26 protein-coding genes are annotated in these 25880 nt (G+C 40.5%); 18 read left to right on the forward strand and 8 right to left on the reverse strand.

Annotation, left to right across the window (positions count from 1 at the left end):
- Positions 1 to 205 precede the first annotated feature (205 nt).
- From B2O97_RS20420 to B2O97_RS20440, 5 genes are all read left to right on the forward strand, one after another.
- Positions 206 to 574 (forward strand): nuclear transport factor 2 family protein, encoded by a 369-nt coding sequence (locus B2O97_RS20420; RefSeq protein WP_070568793.1) that lies wholly within the window; start codon positions 206 to 208, stop codon positions 572 to 574.
- Between the two features lie 49 nt (positions 575 to 623).
- On the forward strand, positions 624 to 1463 hold the full coding sequence (locus B2O97_RS20425; RefSeq protein WP_236586082.1) for a helix-turn-helix domain-containing protein: 840 nt from the start codon (positions 624 to 626) through the stop codon (positions 1461 to 1463).
- A 35-nt stretch (positions 1464 to 1498) separates the two neighbouring features.
- On the forward strand, positions 1499 to 2650 hold the full coding sequence (locus B2O97_RS20430) for an FAD-dependent oxidoreductase (protein WP_286768043.1): 1152 nt from the start codon (positions 1499 to 1501) through the stop codon (positions 2648 to 2650).
- A 116-nt stretch (positions 2651 to 2766) separates the two neighbouring features.
- A complete protein-coding gene (locus B2O97_RS20435; RefSeq protein ID WP_070568448.1) occupies positions 2767 to 3483 on the forward strand; it encodes an FAD-binding oxidoreductase in 717 nt (238 codons plus the stop codon).
- Positions 3484 to 3622: 139 nt separating this feature from the next.
- Positions 3623 to 4414: a hypothetical protein gene (locus tag B2O97_RS20440; protein ID WP_070568446.1), complete on the forward strand. Its 792-nt coding sequence runs from the start codon at positions 3623 to 3625 to the stop codon at positions 4412 to 4414.
- 138 nt (positions 4415 to 4552) lie between these two features.
- On the opposite strand, the gene B2O97_RS20445 is transcribed toward B2O97_RS20440, so the two are convergent.
- On the reverse strand, positions 4553 to 5434 hold the full coding sequence (locus B2O97_RS20445) for a DJ-1/PfpI family protein (protein ID WP_070568443.1): 882 nt from the start codon (positions 5432 to 5434) through the stop codon (positions 4553 to 4555).
- Positions 5435 to 5839: 405 nt separating this feature from the next.
- On the opposite strand from B2O97_RS20445, the gene B2O97_RS20450 reads away from it, so the two are divergent.
- A complete protein-coding gene (locus tag B2O97_RS20450) occupies positions 5840 to 5962 on the forward strand; it encodes a hypothetical protein (protein ID WP_286768044.1) in 123 nt (40 codons plus the stop codon).
- Positions 5952 to 6776 carry an alpha/beta fold hydrolase gene (locus B2O97_RS20455; RefSeq protein WP_070568440.1) on the forward strand — a complete coding sequence of 275 codons (825 nt, stop codon included), beginning with the start codon at positions 5952 to 5954 and terminating at the stop codon, positions 6774 to 6776. Before B2O97_RS20450 ends, B2O97_RS20455 begins: the two co-directional genes overlap by 11 nt.
- Positions 6777 to 6913: 137 nt before the next feature.
- On the opposite strand, the gene B2O97_RS20460 is transcribed toward B2O97_RS20455, so the two are convergent.
- Positions 6914 to 7069, reverse strand: coding sequence for a hypothetical protein (locus tag B2O97_RS20460; protein ID WP_159332901.1), 156 nt, complete (start codon positions 7067 to 7069; stop codon positions 6914 to 6916).
- 205 nt (positions 7070 to 7274) lie between these two features.
- Here B2O97_RS20460 and dinB point away from each other — a divergent pair, with 205 nt between their 5' ends.
- A complete protein-coding gene (gene dinB / locus B2O97_RS20465; protein ID WP_070568437.1) occupies positions 7275 to 8456 on the forward strand; it encodes a DNA polymerase IV in 1182 nt (393 codons plus the stop codon).
- Positions 8437 to 11373: a DNA polymerase III subunit alpha gene (locus B2O97_RS20470; protein ID WP_286768045.1), complete on the forward strand. Its 2937-nt coding sequence runs from the start codon at positions 8437 to 8439 to the stop codon at positions 11371 to 11373. Before dinB ends, B2O97_RS20470 begins: the two co-directional genes overlap by 20 nt.
- Positions 11374 to 11382: 9 nt before the next feature.
- Here the strand turns inward: B2O97_RS20470 and B2O97_RS20475 are convergent, their stop codons facing one another.
- A complete protein-coding gene (locus tag B2O97_RS20475; RefSeq protein ID WP_115048231.1) occupies positions 11383 to 11940 on the reverse strand; it encodes a DUF4382 domain-containing protein in 558 nt (185 codons plus the stop codon).
- Between the two features lie 311 nt (positions 11941 to 12251).
- Between B2O97_RS20475 and rsgA the strand changes: the two genes are divergently transcribed.
- Positions 12252 to 13304 (forward strand): ribosome small subunit-dependent GTPase A, encoded by a 1053-nt coding sequence (rsgA, locus tag B2O97_RS20480; RefSeq protein WP_286768046.1) that lies wholly within the window; start codon positions 12252 to 12254, stop codon positions 13302 to 13304.
- 655 nt (positions 13305 to 13959) lie between these two features.
- On the opposite strand, the gene B2O97_RS20485 is transcribed toward rsgA, so the two are convergent.
- Together B2O97_RS20485 and B2O97_RS20490 are read right to left on the reverse strand one after the other, a co-directional pair.
- Positions 13960 to 14196 carry a hypothetical protein gene (locus tag B2O97_RS20485; RefSeq protein WP_112374587.1) on the reverse strand — a complete coding sequence of 79 codons (237 nt, stop codon included), beginning with the start codon at positions 14194 to 14196 and terminating at the stop codon, positions 13960 to 13962.
- A gap of 158 nt (positions 14197 to 14354) precedes the next feature.
- The gene (locus B2O97_RS20490) at positions 14355 to 14639 is read right to left on the reverse strand and encodes a hypothetical protein (RefSeq protein WP_070568770.1); all 285 of its coding nucleotides are present in this window, start codon (positions 14637 to 14639) and stop codon (positions 14355 to 14357) included.
- A gap of 317 nt (positions 14640 to 14956) precedes the next feature.
- Here B2O97_RS20490 and B2O97_RS20495 point away from each other — a divergent pair, with 317 nt between their 5' ends.
- Positions 14957 to 15229: a hypothetical protein gene (locus B2O97_RS20495; RefSeq protein ID WP_070568767.1), complete on the forward strand. Its 273-nt coding sequence runs from the start codon at positions 14957 to 14959 to the stop codon at positions 15227 to 15229.
- A gap of 67 nt (positions 15230 to 15296) precedes the next feature.
- Here B2O97_RS20495 and B2O97_RS20500 read toward each other — a convergent pair whose 3' ends face one another.
- Positions 15297 to 15905, reverse strand: a complete 609-nt coding sequence (locus B2O97_RS20500; protein WP_286768047.1) for a hypothetical protein — start codon at positions 15903 to 15905, stop codon at positions 15297 to 15299.
- Positions 15906 to 16322: 417 nt separating this feature from the next.
- Between B2O97_RS20500 and B2O97_RS20505 the strand changes: the two genes are divergently transcribed.
- From B2O97_RS20505 to B2O97_RS20515, 3 genes are all read left to right on the forward strand, one after another.
- Positions 16323 to 17069, forward strand: coding sequence for a nucleotidyltransferase domain-containing protein (locus tag B2O97_RS20505; protein WP_070566414.1), 747 nt, complete (start codon positions 16323 to 16325; stop codon positions 17067 to 17069).
- On the forward strand, positions 17066 to 18133 hold the full coding sequence (locus tag B2O97_RS20510; protein WP_286768048.1) for a DNA polymerase beta superfamily protein: 1068 nt from the start codon (positions 17066 to 17068) through the stop codon (positions 18131 to 18133). Before B2O97_RS20505 ends, B2O97_RS20510 begins: the two co-directional genes overlap by 4 nt.
- A gap of 328 nt (positions 18134 to 18461) precedes the next feature.
- Positions 18462 to 19208 carry a hypothetical protein gene (locus tag B2O97_RS20515; RefSeq protein ID WP_112374589.1) on the forward strand — a complete coding sequence of 249 codons (747 nt, stop codon included), beginning with the start codon at positions 18462 to 18464 and terminating at the stop codon, positions 19206 to 19208.
- A gap of 81 nt (positions 19209 to 19289) precedes the next feature.
- Here B2O97_RS20515 and B2O97_RS20520 read toward each other — a convergent pair whose 3' ends face one another.
- Positions 19290 to 19817: a DUF4468 domain-containing protein gene (locus tag B2O97_RS20520; protein WP_201639356.1), complete on the reverse strand. Its 528-nt coding sequence runs from the start codon at positions 19815 to 19817 to the stop codon at positions 19290 to 19292.
- Between the two features lie 404 nt (positions 19818 to 20221).
- Here B2O97_RS20520 and B2O97_RS20525 point away from each other — a divergent pair, with 404 nt between their 5' ends.
- The 4 genes from B2O97_RS20525 (at position 20222) to pgl (ending at position 24665) form a co-directional block, all read left to right on the forward strand.
- Positions 20222 to 20815, forward strand: a complete 594-nt coding sequence (locus tag B2O97_RS20525) for a DMP19 family protein (RefSeq protein ID WP_286768049.1) — start codon at positions 20222 to 20224, stop codon at positions 20813 to 20815.
- A gap of 213 nt (positions 20816 to 21028) precedes the next feature.
- Positions 21029 to 22447 (forward strand): NADP-dependent phosphogluconate dehydrogenase, encoded by a 1419-nt coding sequence (gene gndA, locus B2O97_RS20530; protein WP_204991200.1) that lies wholly within the window; start codon positions 21029 to 21031, stop codon positions 22445 to 22447.
- Positions 22448 to 22456: 9 nt separating this feature from the next.
- Entirely contained in the window at positions 22457 to 23938 is a 1482-nt protein-coding gene (zwf, locus tag B2O97_RS20535; RefSeq protein ID WP_070566428.1) for a glucose-6-phosphate dehydrogenase, read from the forward strand.
- Positions 23939 to 23954: 16 nt separating this feature from the next.
- On the forward strand, positions 23955 to 24665 hold the full coding sequence (gene pgl / locus B2O97_RS20540; RefSeq protein ID WP_070566430.1) for a 6-phosphogluconolactonase: 711 nt from the start codon (positions 23955 to 23957) through the stop codon (positions 24663 to 24665).
- A 429-nt stretch (positions 24666 to 25094) separates the two neighbouring features.
- Here pgl and B2O97_RS20545 read toward each other — a convergent pair whose 3' ends face one another.
- Positions 25095 to 25724, reverse strand: a complete 630-nt coding sequence (locus B2O97_RS20545) for a hypothetical protein (RefSeq protein WP_286768050.1) — start codon at positions 25722 to 25724, stop codon at positions 25095 to 25097.
- Positions 25725 to 25880: the final 156 nt, after the last annotated feature.

The following is a 25880-nucleotide window of genomic DNA, read 5'->3' on the forward strand; positions in this document are numbered from 1 at the left end:
AAATCTACTTCACAATTATCGAATGTCCTACTTAAATCCTAATCTCTACAGTTCGTCGTAGCATTGAATATATCTTATTTCATCGTTTAAAACAACATGTTCCTCTGTGTGGTTTTATAAACTAACGGGGTATCATACTGATCCATCACAAGATCTAATGCTTGTAGACCGACAAAAATTAATGATTCAAAACAAATTGATGAAAATGAAAAATATAAGAATATTACAGATGGCCAATGAATTTATAGCAAAGGGAGATTATGAAAGCTTCTTAGCTTATTGTACTGCAGACACGAAATGGGTCTTTGTAGGGGATCGTATCCTCCATGGGAAAGAAGAAATCCGTACTTATATGAAAGAGTTCTATCAGGAACCACCAGTTTTTAATGTGGAAAAATCTATTGAGGAAGGCGATTCTGTTATGGTGACCGGAGAAATCCGGTTGAGAAATAAGGCCGGAAAATATGAGCATTTCGATTATTGCGACATTTGGCGATTCGAAGATGGAAAAATGGCAGAGCTTAAAGCATTTGTCATTGAAAAACACGGATCGCCGCTATCGTCATCCGAATAGGCTTGGTATTTGATCTATTTCGTGTGTGGTTATACAATAATCCGTAATTTTGATTGAACGTGTGGGGCTTTTCACCGGATGTGCCGTAGTGAATTTAGCGGGGAAGGCTATTGCGCACAAACTCACTAAAGCAATGGAAAATGAATTAAAATATCAGGCAGTAAAACCTGACAGGCCGTTAGCGGATTTTGTTGACAGCTTTTGGCTTTTACAAAATCAATCGGATTGTGATAAAGAAGTTGTGGTACTGCCTGACGGAAGAGTTGATCTATTTTTTACGCAATCTGCAACAGAGCCTTTCCACATGACGCTTTTGGGCATCCAAACTAAGCCGGGGCGGGCGACCATTGCGCCTTTGCGACAGACTTACGCCATCAGTTTTAACCCGCTTGCAATCCAATCTGTTTTTCAGACCAGCATCGCTAACTTGGTGGACAGGGCAAGCCTCTCGCCTCCTAATTTTTGGAACTTTAGTGCCGACGACCTGAATGACTTTGATTTATTCTGTGCGAAAGCGACAAAAAAAATACAGTCACTTTTGCCACGTGAAGTTGACAACAGGAAACGAACACTGTTCGACCTTATTTATACATCAAACGGGGCGATTACAATTAAAGAACTTGCAGCACAATCGTTTTGGAGTCGGCAGCAGATCAACCGTTATTTCGATCAGCAGTTCGGACTTACGGCAAAAGCATATTGCAATATTATCCGCTTCCGTGCTTCCTTTCAGCACATCAAAGAAGGCAAATTGTTTCCACAACAAAACTTTGCCGATCAATCCCATTTTATTAAAGAAGTCAAGAAACTTGCAGGTGTTTCACCAAAAGAACTGTTGAAGAACCAAAATGAGCATTTTATACAATTTTCAACGCTCAGATCCACCTAATTTTGTTCAGTCAAAAAAATTAAATTGTACTGGATATGAAATTACAAGACAAAAAAGTGGCAGTCGTTGGCGGTGGTCCTGGCGGACTCACACTAGCCAGACTCTTACAATTAAAAGGAGTAAATGTAACTGTATATGAGCGTGATAGTAATAAAGAAGTTCGCCAGCAGGGAGCCACACTGGACCTGCACGAAGAAAGTGGATTGGAAGCTCTTCGCAGGGCAAATTTGATGAATGAATTTAAAGCTAGCTTTCGATCCGAGGCGGGACGTTTAAGGGTGTTGGACGGCCAGGCCATCATCAAAATGGATGAGCACGAGCTTCCACATAAGGATCAGGAAGATCGTCCTGAAATTGATCGTGCCCCTTTGCGTGATATTTTAATAAACGCATTGCATGAGGGTACCATTGTCTGGGACAGTCAGTTTGTTTCAATGGAAGAACAGGATCATGGCTGGCTTCTGCATTTCAAAAACGGAAAATCTTTTTACGCTGACCTTGTCGTCGCAGCGGATGGTGCAAACTCAAAAATTCGCCCTTATCTCACCGATATTAAGCCGACTTATTCTGGCGTGACGATTGTTGAGGGAAATGTCTACGAGGCTGAAAGAAACGCACCGAAACTTTGGGAAATCACAAAAGGCGGAAAAGTCTTTGCGCTTGGAAACGGACAATCCATTATCTTAAGTGCAAAAGGAGAGGGCAGTTTATTGTTTTATACCGGTTGTAAAGTCCCTGAAAATTGGGTGCAGGAAAGCGGCATTGACTTTAATAACAAGCAACAGGTATTTGATTGGTTTAAAGTCGCGTTCTCCTCCTGGAGCGAACAATGGCATGAACTTTTTGCAAGTAATAAAATTTGGTTTATGCCACGCCCGCAATATTATTTTCCATTGGACCAGACTTGGCCCACATTACCCAACTTGACCATGCTTGGCGATGCGGCACATCGTATACCGCCCTATGCCGGTGAGGGTGTAAACCAGGCAATGCAGGACGCTTTTGAGCTGGCCGAAAATTTGACCAGCGATCATTTTCCGGATATTCAGACGGCAATTTCACAGTATGAAAAACAAATGCAGGCAAGGGCGGCCGAAGTTACCAAAGATACGTTGGAAAACACCGAAATATTACACGCGGAAGGTGGCCTTGACAATTTGCTGGCGATGTTTAACGAGCGGAGGTAAACCACGCTCGGCCATTTCGTGGGCAAAAACCACGATTAATCCAATACCTACTCTTTTCCGTTCTATTTTATACGATCGGTTCTGCTGTACTTTGCTTTGAACAAAATATAAATACTATGCCAAGTGCACCAAAGTGGTTATTTGATACCTTAGAATTCTTAACGCCCAAGCTGCCTTTGACCGAAGTTGTCGAAACAGTCTCTTTATCAAAATCTGTGAAGAAGATGTGTTTTAAAGGGGATTTAAAAAATGTACAATTTACGGTCGGTTCGTTCATAGACTTCAGAATTAATGATACAGAGGCTCGAAGATATACCGTTTCCCATGCAGATACTGAAAAGGGCTTGTTTGAATTCGTCGTCTATTTGAATGGTAAAGGTTGTGGAAGTCGTCTTATGGCGGATTTGAAAGTGGGCGATCAAATTGTGATGTATAAGCCAAGAGCGTTAAGTAGGTACTATGATAAAACAACGCAAAGATTTGTCATTTTTGGCGATGAAACTTCGTTAGCACTTGCTTGTTCTTTTCTTCCAGTGTTAAAGAAGAACAAGCATCAGTTTATGTTTATTTTTGAATTAGAGGAAGAGAACAAAGATGTTCCAAAATTATTGGGTTTGGAAAACTGCCTGATATTTTCCAAAAACTTTTTGTCCAACAAGCAGGAGTGGGTAGGCAAACTGTCGGTGATCGATACTCCAGATTGGCAAGAAGCTAAGTTCGTGTTGACAGGTAATGCAAAATCGGTTCAACTCTTCAGAAAAATCATTAGAGAAAACACCAATGGTACCGTTTATTTACACGGCTACTGGTTAGCCGGTAAAAAGGGATTATAATTAGCTTTGAATTATCATACACATCTATTCATTAGCCGCCTGGGCTGGTCCAGCTTGGTAACTAAAGGTGAACCGTGGGCGATGAAGATGAAGGATTGTCAGCATTAAACCGTAATTTTATCGTTCAAACACGTTGAACATGACATTTCTATACCAGTATTTTCGCTTGTATTGGGTGCTAGCGGCATTCCTATTTTCCTTCCATGTTTCTGCACAAAAGCAATCAGGAGTGGACAGCAATGCGTTGGCTATTCACTTTGTTGACGGACAACTTCCTGAAGGTAACTATACCGCAGCGGTGTTGGGAATTCCTCGACCTAATGCATCGCAGCTTGCAATTGTTGAGAAAATGAAACAAGCCTTGAAAGCCAATGAAGATTGGTTTTTCAAAACAATGAAGGAATTAAAACCCGGAGAGCCTATACCATATCACAAAAATCTAGGGATTAGCGAAGCGGAGTATGCTACTTTTATGGAGTTCTCCCAGGCTATCAAAATAGATAAAATAGGGGCTATGGAGCTCAAGATCGTTCGAAAGGACAATAGCATCCATTTCGAACCTAAAGACTTCGGCGATTACTTAAAATATGTGGTCATCAATTTAAAAGACCAGCGGGTCAGGGTTGATAGCCTGGGCTTGGAATACAAAGGGCAGATCATTATGGATGCTAAACGGACAACACTGGTTGCTGGACCTTGGGCAGGTTACTCATGGCAACTCGAAGAATTTAAGAAAGACGGACAATTAATTTTAGATCCGAATAAAGTGGATCCTGCAGAGATGGGAGAACTGAATATAAAATCTATTGAGGTGATAGTTGGCAAACTCGATCATAATAATCAGTGTTTTCTATATGTCAAGAGCAATATTGTCGATAAAGGCCATGTGCTTGCAAAACAGGATATAGCCCTTTTATTAACGAAAGAATAGGCAGAAATTCAGAAATATACCTAACTTTAAATTAGAGCAAAGCCCAAAGCCGGTTTAACATTGGCTCAAGCGGAGATCTAGCCAAAAAAAGGCTCCCTTATCGGTTAATAAGGGAGCCTTTTATTTGAAAAAAATCGCCTATCCATTTTCCACTTTTGATTTTTCATGGGCGAGAAGTTCATCTGCGCAGAGTTTTCCGAATTTATCGGCCGCCAATGGGCTATCCCCAGTAATCAATTTTCTGTCAACGTGACAATCCCCGGCAATTTTTTTATTCAAAATTTCTACCCCAAGTTGTTTGAGTTTTTCGCCATAAAACCAGGGCATCTCGCCCGGCTGGTAACCACTTTCTGGCAAAGTCTTATCCATTTCATCGGGAAACGAATTGATCTTATACCCCTTAAAGGGAAATTCAGCGTCTCCGCAATCTGCAGCGCTTAAGAGCGCTGCCGGGCCATGGCAGATTGCCAAGAGATATTTATCTTCAGTTACTGCCCATTTGATAAGTTCTTTTACATCATTATTTTCAGGTAGCCCGAGCATTGCGCCATGTCCACCTGGAATAAAAACGGCCACGTAGTCAACATATCCTTTGTTCGTATCAGCTATAAAATCCCGTAGGTTGTGCGGGTTTGAAAATTGTGTATTATACTTGTCGAGGATGTTACCGATGTTTTCATCTTCGTACGGCATAGCCCACATTTCGAATTTTACAGGAGCACCGGTTGGTGTGTAGAAGTCAACCTCAAATCCAGCCTGTTCGAAATGAAGAATGGGAACGAGTGTTTCGACCGGATGATTGCCTGTTGAAAATTTCTTTCCATTTTTCATGGTCATATACCGTTCTTCTGTGCAAAGCACAAGAATCTTTTTTCGGGTGTCCTTGTTGACATCGCTGTACTTTTTTTTGCTGTAATTTGTCTTGGTCGTAACCATTGTCTTTCTTGAAAAAAAAGAAGGTTCGTAACCAATCCCGTCAAATACGGGTTCTTTGCTCAAATCGTTTGAAAATAATGACATAGTAATATTTTTTTTGGTTCGACATTCGTGCTATTGATAAGCTTCGAAGGTCAAACTTTCCACATTTATTAATCTTTAAGAGATAACAATATCAAAACCCATGCTGTTTCGCCTAAAAAATATTTGTAATCAGGGCAAAATATTTTACGAGGAACTTGGCTTTATGTACTCAAAAATATTTCATCGCTAAAGTAACTAACCATATCAGGTTTTAAGGTAGCTTGGACGCTGTTCAAGCGGGCTTTTTCTTTTTGTACATGAGGGAACATATTTTCCAATTTGCCGTCTCTTCAATACAATCCAACAGATCGATATCCGGCATCAAGGTATACGTTTCATTTGGCAGGAGTAAAAAAAATATTAGCTCCAGTGTAACAGATGTTTACCTCCATATACTTATTGTATATGAAAGAACTATTCAAAGCAATGCTGTTGCTGTTTTTAGGCACAGCTTTTACGAAAGCTGTATCGGCGCGTTCTAATACGAGTCAATCGGTTATGGTTGAGGGAAAAAAAAATGGCCTATAAAACCAGCAATCTTGCCAACCGCAAAGCGGGGGAACCTATTTTGGTGTTCGAAGCCGGATTGGGCGGCGGTACATTTGATCCGATTTTACCCCTTTTGCCCAACCATATCGCGAGTATTCAGTACGAAAGAAGTGGTATTGGTAGTTCCGAACCCGACTCCCGTATTGTGACAGATAGCCAGGTGGTGGCGCGCTTACATGGCCTTTTGCAAACCTTGGCCATTCAGCCCCCTTACTTGTTAGTGGGGCATTCCATGGGAGGCCCTTACATCCGTCTGTTTGCAGCCCAGTATCCCGATGAAGTATGCGGACTGGTATTTTCGGACCCGACGGATTTTATGTTAACCGAGCAAGAGGATGAACATGCTAAAGTGGTCTCGCAGAGTAAAACGAGCTATCAGCAGATTACAAAGATTATTATGGAGCAGATGTCCAAAAATAAAAATTCCAGTGCGGGAGCACATATTGATGCTGCTCGAGCGCTAACGTCCATTTCAAAAGGATACTTTCATGAATACCGAAAATTGCCGCCATTGAAAAAAGAAATTGCTGCTACAGTGATCATATCCTACAACAAAAATATTGAACTGCCCGATGAAGAGCTGGACCGTAAACTAAATCTGGGTATCAATTTTAAGGCATGGTGGAAAGAATACGATGAATTGCGAATCCAGCACTATGCAGCATTGTTAAAAGACAATGACCATAGCATGCTTGTCCTGCTCCCGAAATATTCACATGGTATTTACTACCAAAATCCGCAATTGGTTGCAAAACTCATACAGGACAATTTTAATAGCTATAAAAAGGAATAACTACCTCGAGTCCCTTGATTCGAGGGTGGATCCGATGTAGGAATCAAGGCTTTTTATTTTCCCATTTTCTTCTTTACAAGCGCGTTCCAATCATCTTGCAGACTTTCTGTGTCGACCAATAATAGCGCATTGTCTATCTACAATAAATCGTCTTCCCAAAGTGGTGTTGGGCAAGTTCGTGCGAGCAGCTGTTCAAGATTTCCTTTCATGGGTTTATAGGCGTGCTCGCCAAATTTTCGCCATAAGTACATGAATCCTTCACGCTTTAAATAGCTGAGTATCTTTTCGTTCATAGGTCGCGTTTTGTAATAAACAGCACGGCCGCCATCTTGTTTAAGCCAACGACCGACTATAAATTATATCGCTGACAATGAATGTGATAAAAATTAAACCATTGTGCCTTCTTGATTGTTTGCTAATAATATTAGTAATTTTGAACTGAGCAACTACCAAATTAAGAGAGGCCGAAGGACGGCTTTTTTATACAATTGAAAAAACATGGAGAGGAGTATAGTACATTGTGATCTCGATACATTTTTTGTATCTGTCGAGCGCTTGCAGAACCGCAAGCTCATCGGAGTACCCGTGCTCATAGGAGGAAGTAGTGACCGCGGGGTAGTTGCGTCTTGTTCCTATGAAGCCCGTAAGTTTGGCGTGCATTCCGCTATGCCCATGCGGCTGGCGCTGCGCATGTGTCCCGAAGCCGTTGTAGTCCGGGGCGATCACGATCGATACAGCCACTATTCCGGTATCGTTACACAGATTATCGAAGAAGAAACGCCTATTGTCGAAAAAGCCAGTATAGACGAACATTATCTCGATGTCTCCGGTATGGACCGCTTTTTTGGTTGTTGGAAATGGACCCAGGAGCTCCGCCAGCGTATTATCCGAGAGACTGGGTTACCCATTAGCTTTGGCCTGTCGGTCAACAAAACCGTCTCTAAGATCGCCACCGGTACGGCCAAACCCTGTGGCGAAAAGCAGGTACAAAATGGTACCGAAAAAGGTTTCCTCGCACCGCTATCCATCCGCAAGATTCCCATGGTAGGCGAGAAGTCCTTTACCTTGCTCCGAAATATGGGGATTTCCAAGATCGGAACCCTACAGCAAATGGAGGTGTTCACCATGCAGAAGGTCCTCGGGGAAAATGGGATCAACATCTGGCGCAAAGCCAATGGGCTTGATGATTCCCTGGTGTTGCCTTTTCGGGAGCAAAAGTCCATGTCCAAAGAAAATACCTTTCAGCAGGATACTATCGATATGGATGTACTCCGTCGCACGCTGATCAGCATGGTCGATACACTCGCTTTCGATCTGCGCAAAGAGCAGAAACTAACCAGCTGCGTCACTCTCAAGATCCGTTACAGCAACTTCGATACCCATACGCAGCAGTTGCAGATTGGCTATACCAATTCGGATCGAAAGCTTACCGATGTGGTGCTTTCGCTATTCAAAAAACTCTATAGCCGCAGGATGCTGATACGGCTTATTGGGATCAAGTTCTCGGGCCTGATATACGGTTCTTACCAGACCGATCTCTTTGACGATAGCGCCGAGGAGGTTAACCTCATGCAAGCCATGGACAAGATCCGAAAACGCTATGGGGCCGAATTTCTGATGAAGGCCATCTGTGCGCCGCTGCCGGAGAAAGGAGGGGAGCATGCTCTTAAATCTACATAGCTATTATAGCCTACGTTTTGGTACCCTCAGCCTGCAGGATCTCGTGTCGGGCATGCTTGCTGGCGGTTATGATACCGCCGTGCTTACCGATATCAACAACAGTTCGGGATCACTGGATTTTATCAAACTGGGGCGCGCAGCCGGACTGAACCTACTCGCAGGGATGGAGTTCCGCAACGACGATCAGCTTTGTTTTGTAGCCATCGCCAAAAATGAGTGTGGCTTCCGTGAGATCAATGAGTATCGAACTAAGCTCAATATGGAAAACCGCGCTATACCGGAGCGTGCGCCCGAATTTGAGGAGGTCTTTGTCATCTATCCCTTTAGCAGGCTCAATGCCTTTCCATTGCGGGACTTCGAATACATCGGCGTTCGACCCAGTGAGCGGACCCGCGCCCAGCTGATGGACCGCAAGGTACTTGATCGCTGTGTGATAATCGCACCCGTCAGTTTCCGCAAAACCGACTACACCTTACATCGGCAATTAAGGGCGATTGATAACAACTTGTTAATTTCGCAGCTTAACAAAGGGCAGATCGCTGCCGAGGACGAGGTATTTATCCCTCGGGTCAAGCTTATGCGCTTATTTGCCGACTTGCCCCAATTGCTGGCCAACACCAACCGTATACTGGGCCAGTGTTCTTTCAGTTTCGATTTCACCAGTGTTAAAAATAAAGCAACCTTTACCGGTAATCGCTACAACGATAAGCAGCTCCTGTACAAGTACTGCATGGATGGCTTTTCCAGACGCTATGGTCGTAACGACCGGGTGGCAGCCGAACGCATCCAGCGCGAGCTCGAGATTATCGAAAACCTGCGTTTCTCCAGTTATTTTCTCATTACCGACGATATCTGCCGCTACGCACGTGGGCGCAATTTTCACTATGTAGGCCGTGGATCGGGGGCCAATTCTGCTGTTGCTTATTGCTTGGGGATCACCGATGTTGACCCCATTGCACTTAAGCTTCCCTTTGAGCGTTTTCTCAATCCCAAGCGCAAGAGTCCGCCTGATTTTGATATAGATTTTAGTTGGAATGAACGCGACGAGATGTACGACTATATTTTCAACCGTTATCAGACAGGACATACAGCCCTGATGGGCGCCATGAGCACCTTTCGCTCCCGCAGCATCCTGCGCGAGCTGGGTAAGGTATATGGGCTACCCAAGGCCGAGATCGACCGCCTGGTGCATGAGCCCGATCATATGCTCAACAAAAATGAGGTGACTAATACAATTCTGAGCGTTTACAACCGCATGGCCGATTTTCCCAATCAGCGGACCATCCATGCCAGCGGCGTGCTCATTTCGGAGGAACCGCTCACCTGTTATTCGGCGATGGACAATCCGCCCAAGGGATTGCCGACCATGCAGTTTGATATGTATGTGGCCGAAGATATCGGTTTTGAAAAGTTCGATATCCTTTCCCAGCGAGGTATCGGCCATATCAAAGATTGCCGGACCATTGTGCGGGAAAACTTGGGTGTGGTGATCGATACCGACAACCCCAAGCGTTTTTTTCAGGATGCCCATATTGCGACGCAATTAAAATCAGCCAATACCATCGGCTGTTTTTATATCGAGAGCCCGGCCATGCGGCAGTTGCTCACCAAACTGCGTTGCGATGATTACCTGACGTTGGTGGCAGCGTCCTCCATTATTCGGCCTGGTGTGGCCAGTTCGGGTATGATGGGCGAATATATCCGCCGGCATCACGACCCCACGACGGTCATCTATCCGCACCCCGTGTTTAAGGAACAGCTCGAAGAGACCTATGGCGTGATGGTCTATCAGGAAGATGTGATGAAGATCGCCAATGCCTACGGTGGACTCGATATGGCCGATGCCGATGTGCTGCGGCGCATGATGTCGGGCAAATACCGGAGCAAAGACCACCTGATCGAAATCGAGGATAAATTCTTTTCCAACTTCAAGGCCAAGGGATACCCCGAAAAGACGAGCCGCGAGATCTGGCGGCAGATGGAAAGCTTTGCGGGCTATTCATTTAACAAGGCGCATTCCGCATCCTTTGCTGTAGAGAGTTATCAGAGTCTTTTCCTCAAGACTTACTATCCTTTGGAGTTTATGGTTGCGGTACTCAACAATTATGGTGGGTTTTACAATCGTAAAGTCTATGTCAATGAAGCACGAATTTCAGGCGGCAATATCTGCCTGCCCTGTGTCAATCAGTCCGTTTTTAATACCTCCATTCAGGGTAAGGATATTTATCTGGGTTTTGACTGCCTGCTCAACTTGGAGGGTAAACTGGCCCATCGCATTATCGAAGAGCGCGAAGCGAATGGCACCTATACGAGTCTGGAAAATTTTGTTAAGCGCACACAGACGGGTATTGAGCAGGTTGTTATCTTGATCCGTGTTGGAGCCTTGCGCTTTACGGGGACGGGAAAAAAGCAATTGCTGTGGGCTTCGCATCTGATGATGAGCAAGCATAAGCCTGTTGCAACGGGTATGGCGCTCTTTGAGACTGAGAGTCGCAAGCCTATACTGCCACCCTTGGAAGAAGATATCTTGCAGGACTATTACGACGAAATGGAGCTGATAGGCTTCTGTGTCACAGGGACGCTTTTTGATCTTACCAAAAGCAATTACCGGGGCGATATGCCAGCCAGAGAACTCCACTTGTTTGAAGGAAAAATAGTCCGCGTTGTAGGGGATTTTGTCTGTGAGAAATTTGTGAAGACCAAGCGTGGCGACCTGATGAAATTCGGTACTTTCCTCGATGCCGAGGGGCGCTTTTTTGATACCGTCCATTTCCCACAGAGCCTGGTCAAATATCCGCTCCATGGGACGGGAATCTATTTGGTTGAAGGCAAAGTTGTCGTAGAATATGGTTGCCCTTCCATTGAGGTGATCCGCTGTGCTAAAATGCCGTTAAAGCCAGACCCTAGAAGCGAGTAACCTGCCGCTTTAATCCAGTACTGCGGTGAGGTTGGGATTAATCACAAATTTACCTTCTGCAGTCTCTTGGATGAAATCTGATAGATTGATATGAAGCATTAGCGTATGGTTTTCATTCGGAGAAAGCTTATTGTCGGCAGCGATATTCACCGCGATAATTTGTCCTTGCGGCATCTCTAAAGCATAGGGAAGGTCATCTATGACTATTTCATTTCCTGTAGGGGCAACTTTTAGCATAACTTCCTGTAGGCTGCCATGGGGCACATGTCCACCCGCGATGATGCTATCCTTTTGAATTCGGAGGATGTTTACCCTTTTATTTGCCTCGATTTTTCCTCCACCTGCAGACGTGCGGGTCCATAACTTCTGGATCTCGAGATGGACTGCATCATACTGATCACCTTCAGTTTTTACCGTTACTTTTAAATGCGCCTGCTCGGGTGCGGGGCTATCATCCTCATGGCAGCTACCTAAAAGTATGAGGAGGACCAGGCCCATAAGATGCAACAGCACAGAAACCCTGCGGGCGGTTAACTTTGTATTTTTTCTATTGGAAATCAGGGGCATAATTGTTTTTTATAATTGAACACAGGAGGAGCGGTCATCGTTTGCTTTTTTGTAAAAACAGCCCGCTACGTGAGCCATATACACATTGTCCATTTTTCTCTTACTATTCAATTTAACTTTTCATATCTTTGTAGTTCATGCAAAAACAACTATTCACATATTATAGTTTAGCGATTGGAATGATTGCCTGATTCCGGGCGTCTTGCTTCTTGCGTTTCGCTGGTAATAAGCATGTTACCAGTGGTATACCTGTGAGTCATTCGGATGACCAATAATCAGCAATTTAATTCATCATTCTAAATTAATAATAAATGAATAACCTCGCATTATTTGGTTGGAATAGTGACCTATTTCAGCTTAAACAAGAATCTACATATTCTAATCTTTTTCATGGTCGTGTTTCGGCTGTGAACAAAACTAACTACGAGATCATGTCCGAGAACGGCTTGCTATTTTGCGAGCTGGCGGGCAATCTGCTCTTTGGAAAGTCAGCGTTTGAGCTACCCTGCACGGGGGACTGGGTTATCTTTCAACCTTTGGACGACAACAAAGGAATAATTGTCGATATCCTATCACGTACCCACACATTGTACAGAAGAAAGAGTGGTACCACTTCGGATAAACAGGCAATAGCATCTCATATAGACAAAGCTTTTATTGTTCAGAGCTTGGATGCCAATTTTAATCCCCGTCGAACGGAACGGTTTATGGCCCAGGTATTGGAAGAAAATATTCAACCGGTGCTCATACTCACTAAATCTGATTTGGATTTTAATCGACAGGATATAGATGAGTCGTTAAAACACCTTACCAGCAACGTGCAAGTATTTTACACAAGCATTCATTCCACAGAGTCAATTGTTCTTGTACGTGAATCTATCCTGCCTGGGGAAACAATAGTATGTATAGGCTCCTCTGGTGTAGGAAAAAGTTCTTTAGTCAATGCGTTATGCGAACGCACAGTGTTGCTCACCTCCGAAACAAGTAACGCCACAGGGAAAGGTAGGCACACTTCAACCCGGAGAGAAATGGTCTTGATGGATGGTTCCGGCGTTTTGATTGACACGCCCGGTGTAAGAGAATTCGGTTTAGCGTTAGAAACTCCCGAAACATTGGAAGACGTATTTGATTTCTCTGGATTTGCTGGCTCCTGTCGCTTTGACAATTGTGCTCATCTTTCCGAACCTGGATGTGCAGTTAAGAATGCGGTAGACAATGGTCTTTTAGAACCTCGTGTATACGAAAGCTACTTAAAATTGAGAAGGGAATCATGGCATTTCTCCGTATCTGAACACGACAGGCGCAAAAGAGATAAATCCTTCTCAAAAATCGGGGAGGAGGCGAAGCGAATAAAGAAACGCTAATCAATTTTTCAATTTTATACAGATGTTCCTTAACAATGTTGAACATCTGTATAATTTAAGATGCAGATATCAAACCTTGGTAGTCACGAATTCAGTTTATACTATACAATTCTACCCCCCGGAAACGACTAATTTTCGGGGAAACATTTCATGTAGCGGATATAATAACAGAATCGATTGAATCAGGGGAAAGTACTACTTTATTAAAAAGGCCGGCGACATGAATTACCGACCTTTATAACTACTAAAACAAACTAACTTAACCTATCAGATAACGATATTCATTTATAATAGTTCATTTTTTAGCAAAAAAAGGACTAATCTTTCGATTAGCCCCTAACTAAATTATAGACAGATCCATAAAGGACCGGAAAATACGTTTAATATGGCCAGGCCTAAAACCTGACCATACAATTAAATCAATCTAACTGAACTGATACATAACGATTGACGCTAAATGGACAATTCTGTTAACAGCTTGGTTTGATAAAAATGGAAAAAGCCTTGAGGGGGGAACCCAAGGCTCTAATTATTATTAACCTATATTTTTGAAAAGTACTTATAATACAATGTCGAATTACTTTTAGTTTGAAAAAAATAAAAAAGGCTGATCCTAAGACCAGCCTTTAAAATCAACCATAAAAAATAAAACCTATTAATCGTGTCCTTCAGTCTTAACGATCTTATTGTAAATTCCCAATAATAAAAACGGTGCCGCCCATTGACCGACGAACAAAGCTGTATTATCATCTTTTGTTTTGCAACATTTTAATGCTGCTGAAATTCCCATCGCTGCAAGTGATGCCGCCAAGAATAAAATTGAGGGAATTTTAGAAGTTTGCTGTTCTACTTCTTTTGTTACTTTGTCTTCATTTCCTGTTGTAAGTGCCATAATATGTATACTTTGGTTTATTAATGAACTACTTTCAGGGATGAATAGTTTAGTTTTATACAAAAAAGACCGAGACTCAGCATCTCGACCTTCCATTCAAGACATTGCACTAAAGACTTTTATGTCGTTACTTTGGTATTCCTAAGAAATAAAATACGCTATTTTGTGTTAAGGTTCTTCGTTATCTGCCATGATTTTAAATGATGATTATAGGTGAGCATCCAAGCCGTTTCATTGGCTCTCTTTCCTTTTTCATTTAAATATTCACCTACTCGTACTGTTATCAGTGTTGTATTATCTCTAAGTATTTCAGCATATGCTTTTTCACCAGTGCTAAGTTCTGCTATTGCCGGAATATTTTCTACACCTACTTCGGGTTCGAACAGGAATGTTGCTGTACACCCAATATTGAGACTTTTTCCTTGAAATATGATTCCGTTCATGATGTTATCTTTTTAAGGGTGAGAAATTTATATTACAAAGAGAACCGCTATGGCATTGGTACCCTTTTATAAGTTTTACAGTAATATAACGTTTACAAGTCGTGATTTATTTTTTCTTGCTAATTTTATGAAATAAATATTACATTTCTTCAATAAGATCGCGAGTCCCTTGATGCTGGGGTGATCCATTGCAAGCGATCGGTTTGGTTCGGGGTCAGCTGTAGGATCTTTGACTAAGCACAAAGTTAACGACTTTTTGAACTATATGGGCTGCATTACTGTTCCAAAGTAAAGAGAACCGTATATAGCTTTTGAAGATGAAATTTGTCAAAGTAAATCGAGTCGTATTAACCGCGCTGCGAGCGATGGGGTATAATGTGCTGATTTCACCTGTTGAAGTTCAGGATCCACAAAATATTACTTGGAAGGCGATGTGGGTAGAGAACGTCGATACCTGGATTAGGAACTTGTATTGTGGGCAGGGAAGTACGGCTCGTCCAAATATTCTTGACATTGATTATGTACTGGCAAACGTTCCCGAGTGCTATTTGTCAGGAAGTGTATTTATAGAAAGTGATAAGGTCTATTAGTCTATAAATCCGCTTCGTTATTTGGAGTGAATATCTTCTGTTTAAAGATTATTGTGGCTACGTTTTTTTAAGAGATCCAGAGGTTAAAGAATCGTTGTACGATTACCCATTTACCATTCACTTTTTCAAGAAGAAATGCATCACCGTTTCCACATAAAGGACCGCATACATAGTCAACCGGCACGTATGCTTTTTTGCGGTTATACCCCATAATGGGAAGATGAAGGTAATAAATGCTTTGATTACGGTTCATCCTGTATTTATCGGCGTCATCGACATTGTACGCTGCTTTGATAGCGGCTGGAATCGGGATGATTGCCTTCCTTTCGTTCATCTGATTAAGCATATCCAGCGAGTCTTTGAGCTGGTTATCCAGTATTTTCATCAGCTTCTGTGGATCGACGTTGTAAAAAACATAATTCCTGTCATGCAATGATGAGATAGAATCTCTCATAAACTTATTATGAATGAACGCCCTTCGTTCTCCTTCACGTTGCAGTTTGATACCGGCCGAATCGTCAGACAAAATTGTTTCTAAAATGGAAACATAGTCTTTTTGCACTGAGCTGTCATTGTATATTTTGGATTTATTATTTTGGACAGGTGTCATTGTACTTTTACGCATTGTACAGCCCTGGAAAACTAAAAAAAAGAAGATAATATATAGATAATTCATATGCAATTAGTTGTTCCTATTTCCGTACTAGATCTGTGCCAAAAAACTTCATTTTCAGTTTTTGGTCTAATGCCGCTTTCCATCTTTTGCGCCATCCCAGACTTCAGTAATGCTACAACTGGGTGCAGAAGAGGCAAAGCCTTTATTTTGTCAACGAAGAAGATTATGAGCTGTTCTTTATGAATAGCTTATATCAGTGGCATGAGATGGGGGATAATAGTTTCGTTTAACACTGTAATACGCATTCTATCTGCGTACTTCTATATTTCTGTGTAAGCTTCAATTTTTTCAAGAAAATTATCTACCTGATAATAAGAGGTCTTCCATTGTTTTTATGCTCTTTTTTTAAATGCGCAAAAAGGCTTCAGTAGCGCAATCGATCTTTGTGTTAATGAAAATTTAAAAAAGCATGAAGAAATGAAAGCACATATCATCAAGAAGCTCATGGAAATAGAAGCGAGCGAAGGAGTACGTATACTTTTCGCCTGTGAATCAGGAAGTCGAGGTTGGGGATTTCCGTCAATCGACAGTGATTACGATGTTCGGTTTATTTATGTAAGAAAAGCAGAGGACTATAGTCTTTTGTTTCCGCTTCCTACCGAAATGCGGTTTCCGATAACCGATGACCTTGATATCGCAGGCTGGGATCTGTTTAAAGTACTCATCTTAATGTATAAGAGCAATGTGAGCCCATTTGAATGGATTCAGTCACCAGTGGTCTATCACGAGTTTAACGGATTCAAAACAAGTTTTAGGACAATGATCGAAAATTATTTTGACGCACGTAGGCACGCCCATCATTATCTTGGGATTGTCCGAAGCAAAGTGAAAGATCTTCGGCGAGAAACGATGAAGCTCAAGAGCTTATTTTATATCCTCAGATCTTTACTAGCGGCAGACTGGAGTATGACCTATCGCAGTTATGCGCCGATGACATTGGCCGAACTATCCGTATTATTGCCCAATGTTGTTAAAGTCGAAGTCATGCAGTTACAGAAGTTGAAAAGCCAAGTCGATGAAGGTTTTGTATTCAGCTGTTCAGCTACCATAAGGAGTTATATCGAAACAAAGTTAATACATTTAGAGAGCCAAGTAGAACAGGTTCCCGTATCCGTATTGGATAAGGAAGGACTAGAGAATTACTTTAAAACTATATTAAGATGACTATAGACGAACTTCGAAAGAACGGGCTGATCCTGTTTGAGGCCGTTGTCGGCAGCCGGGCATATGGTTTGGCCACCGCATCTTCCGATACGGATATCAAAGGGGTATTTTATCTGCCTCTGGAAGATTACTTGGGTGGTCAATATACTGCCCAAGTGGCTAATGCGAGCAATGATGAAGTGTATTATGAGCTAGGTCGCTTCGTCGAGCTCCTGTCAAAGAGTAATCCGACTGTATTGGAGCTATTGGCTAGTCCTGCCGATTGCATCGTATACCGAGATCCAATAATGGAGCAATTTAAAATGCAGGAATTTATTACGCGGGAGGCCGTTATGACTTTTGCGCAATATGCTATGGTACAGGTGCGTAAGGCAAAAGGGTTGAATAAGAAAATCAACAATCCGATGGATCACGAACGTAAAAATTTGCTGGAGTTCTGTTTTATCATAGCCGGTAATGGTAGTTTACCGTTAAGCGCGTGGCTGAGCAGGCGGCATTGGAAGCAGGAAAACTGTGGTTTAGCAAAGATTGAACATGCAAAGGGAATGTATGCCCTATATTATGATCAGACTCAGACTTTGGGTTATAAAGGCGTCGTGGCTAACCTGGATAGCAATGAGGTGTCGTGCAGTTCTATCGCAAAGGGTCAGACACTTTGTGCGTACCTCTGTGTTAATTACGAATCTTATTCATCTTATTGCAAGGCGTATAATGAATATTTCAGCTGGGTGTCAGCACGCAATGAGGCACGTTTTGAGGGGACAATGGATCATGGGCAGGGTTATGATGCGAAAAATATGATGCATACCATACGTTTATTGCAACAGGCAAAGGAGATTGTATCCAAAAAGAAATTACAGATACAACGTCCCAATAGGGAAGAGCTCCTGCGCATCAAGAATGGCGCCTATAGCTATGAGGAACTTTTTGTCTGGTCGCAAAAGCTCTTTCAGGAAGTTGAAGAGCTCTGCTTGCACAGTTTATTTCCGGTAGCGCCAGATCAGGATAAGCTGAAGCATCAATTGGTTGATATGCGTAAGCGTCTGTATCATGTTAAGATTTAATTCTTCATGTCAAGGAGAAGTCAGTAATGGATAGCGTTCCACCATCCTTAAACTTCATGGAAACTAATGCATACTTTGGATTTTAAGCAAAGCATTTGCGATTTCGGTTGCTTTCTCCCGGACGGTGACCGGTTGATTTTTATATGATGGTGGATAATCTCCATTATACCAAGGCATAATTCCTCATTTTAGTATTTAGAACAAGGCACGCGTAGGATATCAAATAAATTTATCTGTTTCTGTACTAATTAGTTAATTGACACAGGATTGTTACAGGAGGAATTTTTTCTTAATTTCGAACCGTTAATATTTATAATTCATTCCATTTATGCTGTTCATTTATACACGTTACGAGTACGTTTTAGGAAGTAAAAATATCACTGCAACATTAAAAAATGAGACCATACCGCAGAATTTCAATCTTAGTATCATTACACCTGCGACCAAATTTTTAGGGTTTCCGGTTGGAGGAGGTCTGGTAAAAATGTCTCGTTTAGTCAATCAGTACGGGCAGGTCATCCACGCAAGAAATTATTCGCCTGAAATAAAAGAAGAGGTAAAGAAATTTAAGAAGACACTAGAAATTCCCTATTTCAAACTTTGGAAAGGGTATTTGATTATAGCATCGATAGCAATTATCGGCTCTATTATTTACGGTATTAAACTGAACATGGATGGCAAGAAATATCGGAATGAAAAAGAAAGTCTTGCTAAGTCGGCTCAACAATTACAGGCAGGACAACTATATGGAGCAAGTTTCTTTACCGATGCTGAAGGAAATAACATCCAAGGTTTACCAGCAGGTTGGGTTAAGATTCTAAAGATAGAAGGAGATACAATCTTTGTCCAACGGTCTAAAAAAATATCGGATCGTGCGATGTTTGAAATGAAAGATTTGGAATCAATTAAGCCAACATCGGATGAAGACTGGAATAATAGGATCGAAAAAATGAATTATACGCTATTTAAAGAAGCTGTAAACAATAAAAATTTATCCGGTATTGATTTATCTTATATTGGTGCAGATCATGATAAATATTCTGGCGTTATTATGTCTTTTAAAGGCGTTGAATAATATTATTTCTAGAATTAAAACTGGAAAAATGGAATGAAAGTTCGCAAGTTTATTATCAAGAAGAGAAGAAATACATCGATATTACCAATTATCAATATTGGTTGATTTTTCAAGAATGGATTTGATCAGCCCATTAAAGTACGCGTTTACGAATTGATGTTTTTTCTCATTTTTGGGGCTACCGTTGCCTTTGAAATAAAATTTTTTCACGTTCATTTTATTCCAAGTACCGTTGTAATTCATAATTTGAGCACTGAAAGTTGGACTATTGATTCTTATTTTTCCATCTTTAAACAAAAAAGACAAGGTATAATCGACATCATAGTAAGCAATACCCGATGTTTTAAGTCCTCTTTGTTGGTAAGCTGCTAAAGTTATCGCCTGCCCGGGAACCAAAGTCAGGCCTTCTTTGGGATTGGAATACAAGTTATTGATCGACTTTAATACATTATCGTAAAGTTCTTGCTGTTTAACGCCAGGAACTTCTACTACGGTATAATCTAGATTCTCTTTAGAAACGAAACCTGTTGGAGCTAGGGTGAAATATTGTGGAAACGCCAAATTTGTGAACAGAAGCAAAAATATTCCGGTAATGATATAATTTTTCATATTAAATTGTTTTAAAGAGAATTAACTTAGCCAACTTTACAAAATAATTCTTTAGTCGCATCAATGTTTCTACAATGTACTCTTTGTAAAAGAAAATCCAAAATTAAAGTTACCCCGAGCCGCCAATTATCCCTTTAATAGGATGATATAAGAAACGAATGATACCCTTGGTCTAGTCATAATAGTCTGCTCCATTAGATGCTCCAACCGTCCAAAATTGATAAGCCGTACCTACCGATGTGCTTACAACCGTAAACTTTTCTAATTGGTCCTGATAATAACCAGTAACTTGAAAAGTGCATACAGATGATGTCGAACCATTTTATAACTATACAACTGAGGAAATTGTTTGCAAATCAATGTATATATTTGAATACTAAAAAGATTTAAAGATGATAAAATCAATGCGAACACAAACTATTACCATTGGAATTATAATAATAATTATTTTAAATTTATTTGGCTGTTCTGGACATACTAAGCAAAACAATAATAAGCCATCAATTCAGAATCCATTAACCGAGCAGATTATTGATACGACTTCGGATGACATCTTATTGGAAGTCGTTTATGATAACCTCTTTCGTAAGTTATCGCCGGCATATGACAAAGAATATGAAATCGTCTTGTCCTGGAACAAATCCAGACAAGCAATTTATATGATCAGCCAATTAGAAGGAGAAGTAAATAATGGTGGTTATAACCAGTTTTATTTTAATTCAAGCGGTCAATTTGCTGCTGCGTTGCCAGAAGCGCTGAAATTAGTTGGCGCTACTCAATTTGCTGATCTGACCGAGCGGGCAAACAGCACATTTGAAAAGGAGAAATCGAAAATAACCGAAGATCAGGATGGTACGGTAGAAGGTTTTAGTAAATCTTATGAAAACAATCCGCTAAACAAATTTGACGAGGAGTTCTACAAACTTAATGACGCTAAAAACTTGCAAAAAATTCTGGTTGACTACATCCGAAAGAACAAGAAAGAGTTTACTGATTAGCATGTATTTACATATAGCCAAAAGTAAAATTAAAATTAGAGAATTTGGACCTGGATAGTTTATATGTTGAACGATGCCCTTTTCACCGTATTGATTAATGACATTTTCCAGTTGATGATAAAAAGTGTCACAATGGAAAGAAAATTTTAGATAATTTTTTTACTGGCATGCATTTCAGTAATTTTGAATTTATAACATAAACTTTAAGTAAGAATGGAAAAGTATAATTACGGGGTCATTGGTCTGGGTGTAATGGGAAGAAATCTGCTTTACAACATTGCCGATAATGGTTTTTCTGTCGTAGGATTCGATTTAGATGAAGAAAAGGTAATCGAACTTCGTAAAGGAGTGGCTTCCGGTACACAGGTTGTTGGAACTGTTTCACTAGAGGAATTTGTATTGAGTTTAGAAAGTCCGCGAAAAGTTATTTTGATGGTACCAGCAGGCAAACCGGTTGATGCTGTTCTTGAAAGCATAACCCCGCTGCTGAGTCCAAAAGATATTGTCGTTGATGCGGGAAATTCTTATTTCAAAGATACCGAGAGACGTATAGCCAATTTAGCTTCTAAAAACCTTCATTTTATGGGAATGGGAGTTTCTGGAGGAGAGCAGGGCGCCAGAAGAGGACCGAGTATTATGCCAGGGGGAGATTTGGAAGTTTTCAATTTGGTGAAGCCTATGCTGGAAGTTATTTCAGCAAAAGTAAATGGGGAGCCCTGTACCGCTTATATGGGGAAAGGAGCTGCTGGGAATTATGTTAAAATGGTTCACAACGGTATTGAATATGCCATCATGCAATTAATCAGTGAAGCATATGATTTACTGAGAAAAGGAGCTAATCTTACGAATGAACAATTGTATGAAGTTTTTAAAAGATGGAATGAAGGCGAGATGAATTCTTTCCTTATTGAAATAACAAGAGATATCTTCCAGCAAAAAGATGATGTAACAGACGGTTTTCTTGTCGACAAGATTTTAGATAAAGCAGGAGCAAAAGGAACCGGAAAATGGACCTCCCAGGAGGGTATGGAAATTGGGGTCTCTATTCCAACCATCGATATTGCCGTAACATCAAGAATTTTATCCGCTTACAAAGATGAGCGAGCAAAAGCTTCTCAAATATATGCTAAAGAAGAAGTGAAAACTCCAGAAAATACAGAATTGTTTATAAAAGAGGTGGGGGATGCTTTGTATTTATCTACTTTAATCAGTTATGCTCAAGGTTTGGCATTATTGGTAAAAGCTTCTGAGGAATATCAGTTTGAAATTCCGTTAAAAGATGTTGTTAAAATCTGGAGAGGTGGGTGTATCATCCGTTCGGTTTTATTGGAGAAATTTTATCTGGCTTATTCAAAGTACGAGAACTTATCTAATATTTTATTGGATCAGGAAATTTCAGAAATTGTAAAAGATAAAATTCCGTCATTAAGAAAAACGGCTGCTTTTGCTGTATCAAACGGAATTCCAAGTTTAGGAATTCAGTCGGCTCTAGGGTATTTCGAAGCATACACCACAGCATCTTTACCTGTAAACCTGCTTCAGGCTCAGCGTGATTATTTTGGTGCGCACACTTACCAAAGAACGGACAGAGAAGGAGTCTTTCATACTTCATGGCAAACCCCAAATAACTAGATCCTAACAATGAGTGACAATACAATCCTGCATCCAACAACGATCGTTATTTTTGGTGCAACAGGGGATTTGGCAAAAAGAAAGCTTTTTCCAGCCTTCTACAATTTATACATCGATGGCAGAATGCCCAAAGGTTTTAATATTCTAGCTTTAGGAAGAGCCGAAAATACGGATGAAAAATTCAGCGCTTATATTAAAGAAAATCTGGAGAGTTTTTCCAGGAAGACCGTAACCAAGGAAGATTGGGCTGGTTTTCAGGCTCACATCAGCTATTTTCAGCATCAGCTTGATGAAGAAAGCTCTTATCAGAATTTATATCAGAAACTGGAGAATTTTGATAAGGTGTACGGAATGAGAGGAAACAGACTTTTCTATTTGTCGATTGCACCAAACTTTGTATCTGTAATTTCAAATCATCTTAAAAATACATCAATAGCATCTGATCCTGCAACAGATCGAATTATTATCGAAAAACCTTTTGGTCACAATAAAGAATCTGCCATTGAGCTAAATAATCTTCTTTCACAAACTTTCCAGGAAGAACAGATTTATCGTATCGATCATTATTTAGGTAAAGAAACAGTACAGAATATTTTGGCGTTCAGATTCGGAAATTCAATTTTTGAACCTCTTTGGAACCACAGACATATAGAATCGGTGCAGATTACGGTTGCCGAAGAAGTCGGAGTGGAAACAAGAGCCAGTTTTTATGAGCAGACAGGAGCTTTGCGCGATATGATTCAGAACCATCTTTTGCAAATTCTTTGTATGGTTGCTATGGAACCTCCGGCTTCACTTGGATCGGGTGAGATCAGGGATCGTAAAGTTGATGTTTTAAAATCCATCCGTAGGATTTCTCCTGAAAAAGTAGATCATTATGCGGTAAGAGGACAGTACGGACGAGGCAAAGTAAATGGGCTGAAAGTAAATGGCTATCGCCAGGAGGAGGGAATTGCTCCTGATTCCAATACCGAAACATTTGTCGCTATCAAGTTTTATCTGGATAATGAAAGATGGGAGGATGTTCCTTTTTATGTTCGTACCGGGAAGAAGATGAAAGAAAAGCATTCTTATATAACGATTCAGTTTAAGCCACTTCCCAATTCTATGTTTTCAGAAAGCACCTCGCTTCTGTCGGCTAACCGATTGATTATTAATATCCAGCCACAAATGGACATCAGATTGCAGTTTATGTCTAAAAAACCAGGCTTGTCCTTAGCGCTTAAACCTGTGGAAATGATTTTCGATAATTTTGCCTGTCAGACCGATACTCCCGAAGCTTATGAAACTCTATTATTGGAAGCACTTGTCGGAGACCTTACACTGTTTATGCGCTCTGATCAGGTAGAAGAAGCGTGGGATGTGATAAAAACAATTCAGGAAACCTGGGAAAAAACCAAAGACCCCTCTTTCCCAAATTATGCTTCAGGAAACTGGGGGCCTGATGACAGTGATGCACTGGTAGAGCGGCAGGGACATCAGTGGGTTTAAAATCTATTAAAAGAAAATGAATATTACGATATTTGATAATCTGGATGCTTTATATAAAGAAGCAGCAGATACATTTGTTGAGCTTTCGAAAAAAGCAATCCAGAAGCATGATAAATTTGTGGTTGCGTTGAGTGGTGGCTCTTCACCGAAAGCTATTTTTAGTTTATTAGCTACTCCTGAATATGCCGATAAAATAATTTGGGAGAAAATCCATTTTTTTTGGGTAGATGAAAGATGGGTTTCTCTTGAAGATGAGAAAAGTAATTTTAAGATGACTTTGGAAGTACTTTTGAATAAAGTTCCAGTCAATAAAAATCAGATTTTCCCCATGTATAAAGAGGGAATTGAGCCTGAAAATTACGCTAAAGAATACGAAGCGCAAATCAGAAATGTTTTGGGAGCTGACGGTATTTTTGATTTCATCCTATTAGGAATGGGGGATGATGGCCACACTGCCTCTCTGTTTCCAGGTGAAAAGATCCTACAAGAAAAAGGAAAATGGGTTGATGCCTACTATCTAAAGCCACAGGAAATGTTTAGAATTACGTTGACTGAACCTATCATCAATAAAGCTGAAAATATTCTAATTGTTACATTTGGCAAATCCAAGAAAAACGCTTTGAATCAAGTTCTTCATGGTGTATATAATCCTGAACTATATCCGTTACAGTTAATTGAAAAGAAAGCAGGAGTCCAGATTTTTACTGATAAAGAAGCTGGAGTTTAATTGAATTGTCTTTTCATCCGAATGCCCTTTATTTTCAATTGTATTTTGGGGGTAGGCAGTATGCATGCGAAAGATTTAGGAACACGTTAGATTCCTATAAAATCGCAACAAAAAGTATGAGTAGAAGGAGGAACATAACGCCAAACAACATAGGATTCCATTATATGGAGGAATATTAACCTCCATTTCGATATTGAGATTATCAAAAAGACCTTTCCGCAATTGCGGAAAGGTCTTTTTGATTCCTCTTTTCGTGCGATGAAAGGAATTTTATTAATCCTAAAAATACGCAGATTTTAGCTGAGTATAAGATGAATTTTCTGGAGTAGTCTACAGTACATTTCCCTTAGCAATTGGGACCTGAGGTGAAACAAAAAAATCATAGCAGGTTTAGTGAATTTCCGAAGATTGACGGGAAATGACTTAAAACTATTTATTTTCTTTGACAGATTCATCTATAAGTTTCATTAGATGATCGACAGTTTTAGCTACCTCTTCTTTCTTCACGACTAAGGTTTTTTTTTCTAGACCCGGAGGAAGAGAAATCTTGCCGTTAAATTCAGGAAGAAACAAATTGATCTTTTCCTGATCCATTTTATTGAAATTAATAAAAGTCCATTTTTTGGTTTCGTCCTCTTTTAACGCTAATAAGTAAGCCGAAGTAATAGCCATTTTGCCTTTTTCAGGCATAGACATTACCAATACCTGAGGAATAAAGCAGTAGGCTATCCCATAAATTTTTGAGACATCTATATCGACATAATTGATCGTGGAATCAATTTTAACCCCATATTTTATAAGAGATGAATAGAGTTCCTTGGTCAGTTTTTTTGCCTGATCTATCCCGCCCATGCTTTCAATTATGCGGGGCGATGTTTGACTTATACCTTCGATATCTCCAGAAATAGATGCTTTTGTCATGATAGACAGTGCTTCCCTGAGCTGCGGATCTTTTTGCGCGAAGCTTGTATGATGAAAAATAGTTAATAGCGTAATTAACCAAAATACCCTTTTTCGCTGGATGTATTTAAACCGGTTGAACCAATTGTTACTTTGCATAATGGAAAGAGGTTAATTTCCGTTGAATGTACGGGTTTTTATTTATAAATCAAATTAGATAAGTGTCTCCGTATGAAGTATATTTTATTAATCTCTATTAACGCCAAAGCACAGGAGATAGAGATTTTAATTTGACTAGATCGTATCGGAAAGCAT

It is taken from the genome of Sphingobacterium sp. UBA865 (assembly GCF_002295765.1).
Taxonomy (GTDB): Bacteria; Bacteroidota; Bacteroidia; order Sphingobacteriales; family Sphingobacteriaceae; genus Sphingobacterium; species Sphingobacterium multivorum.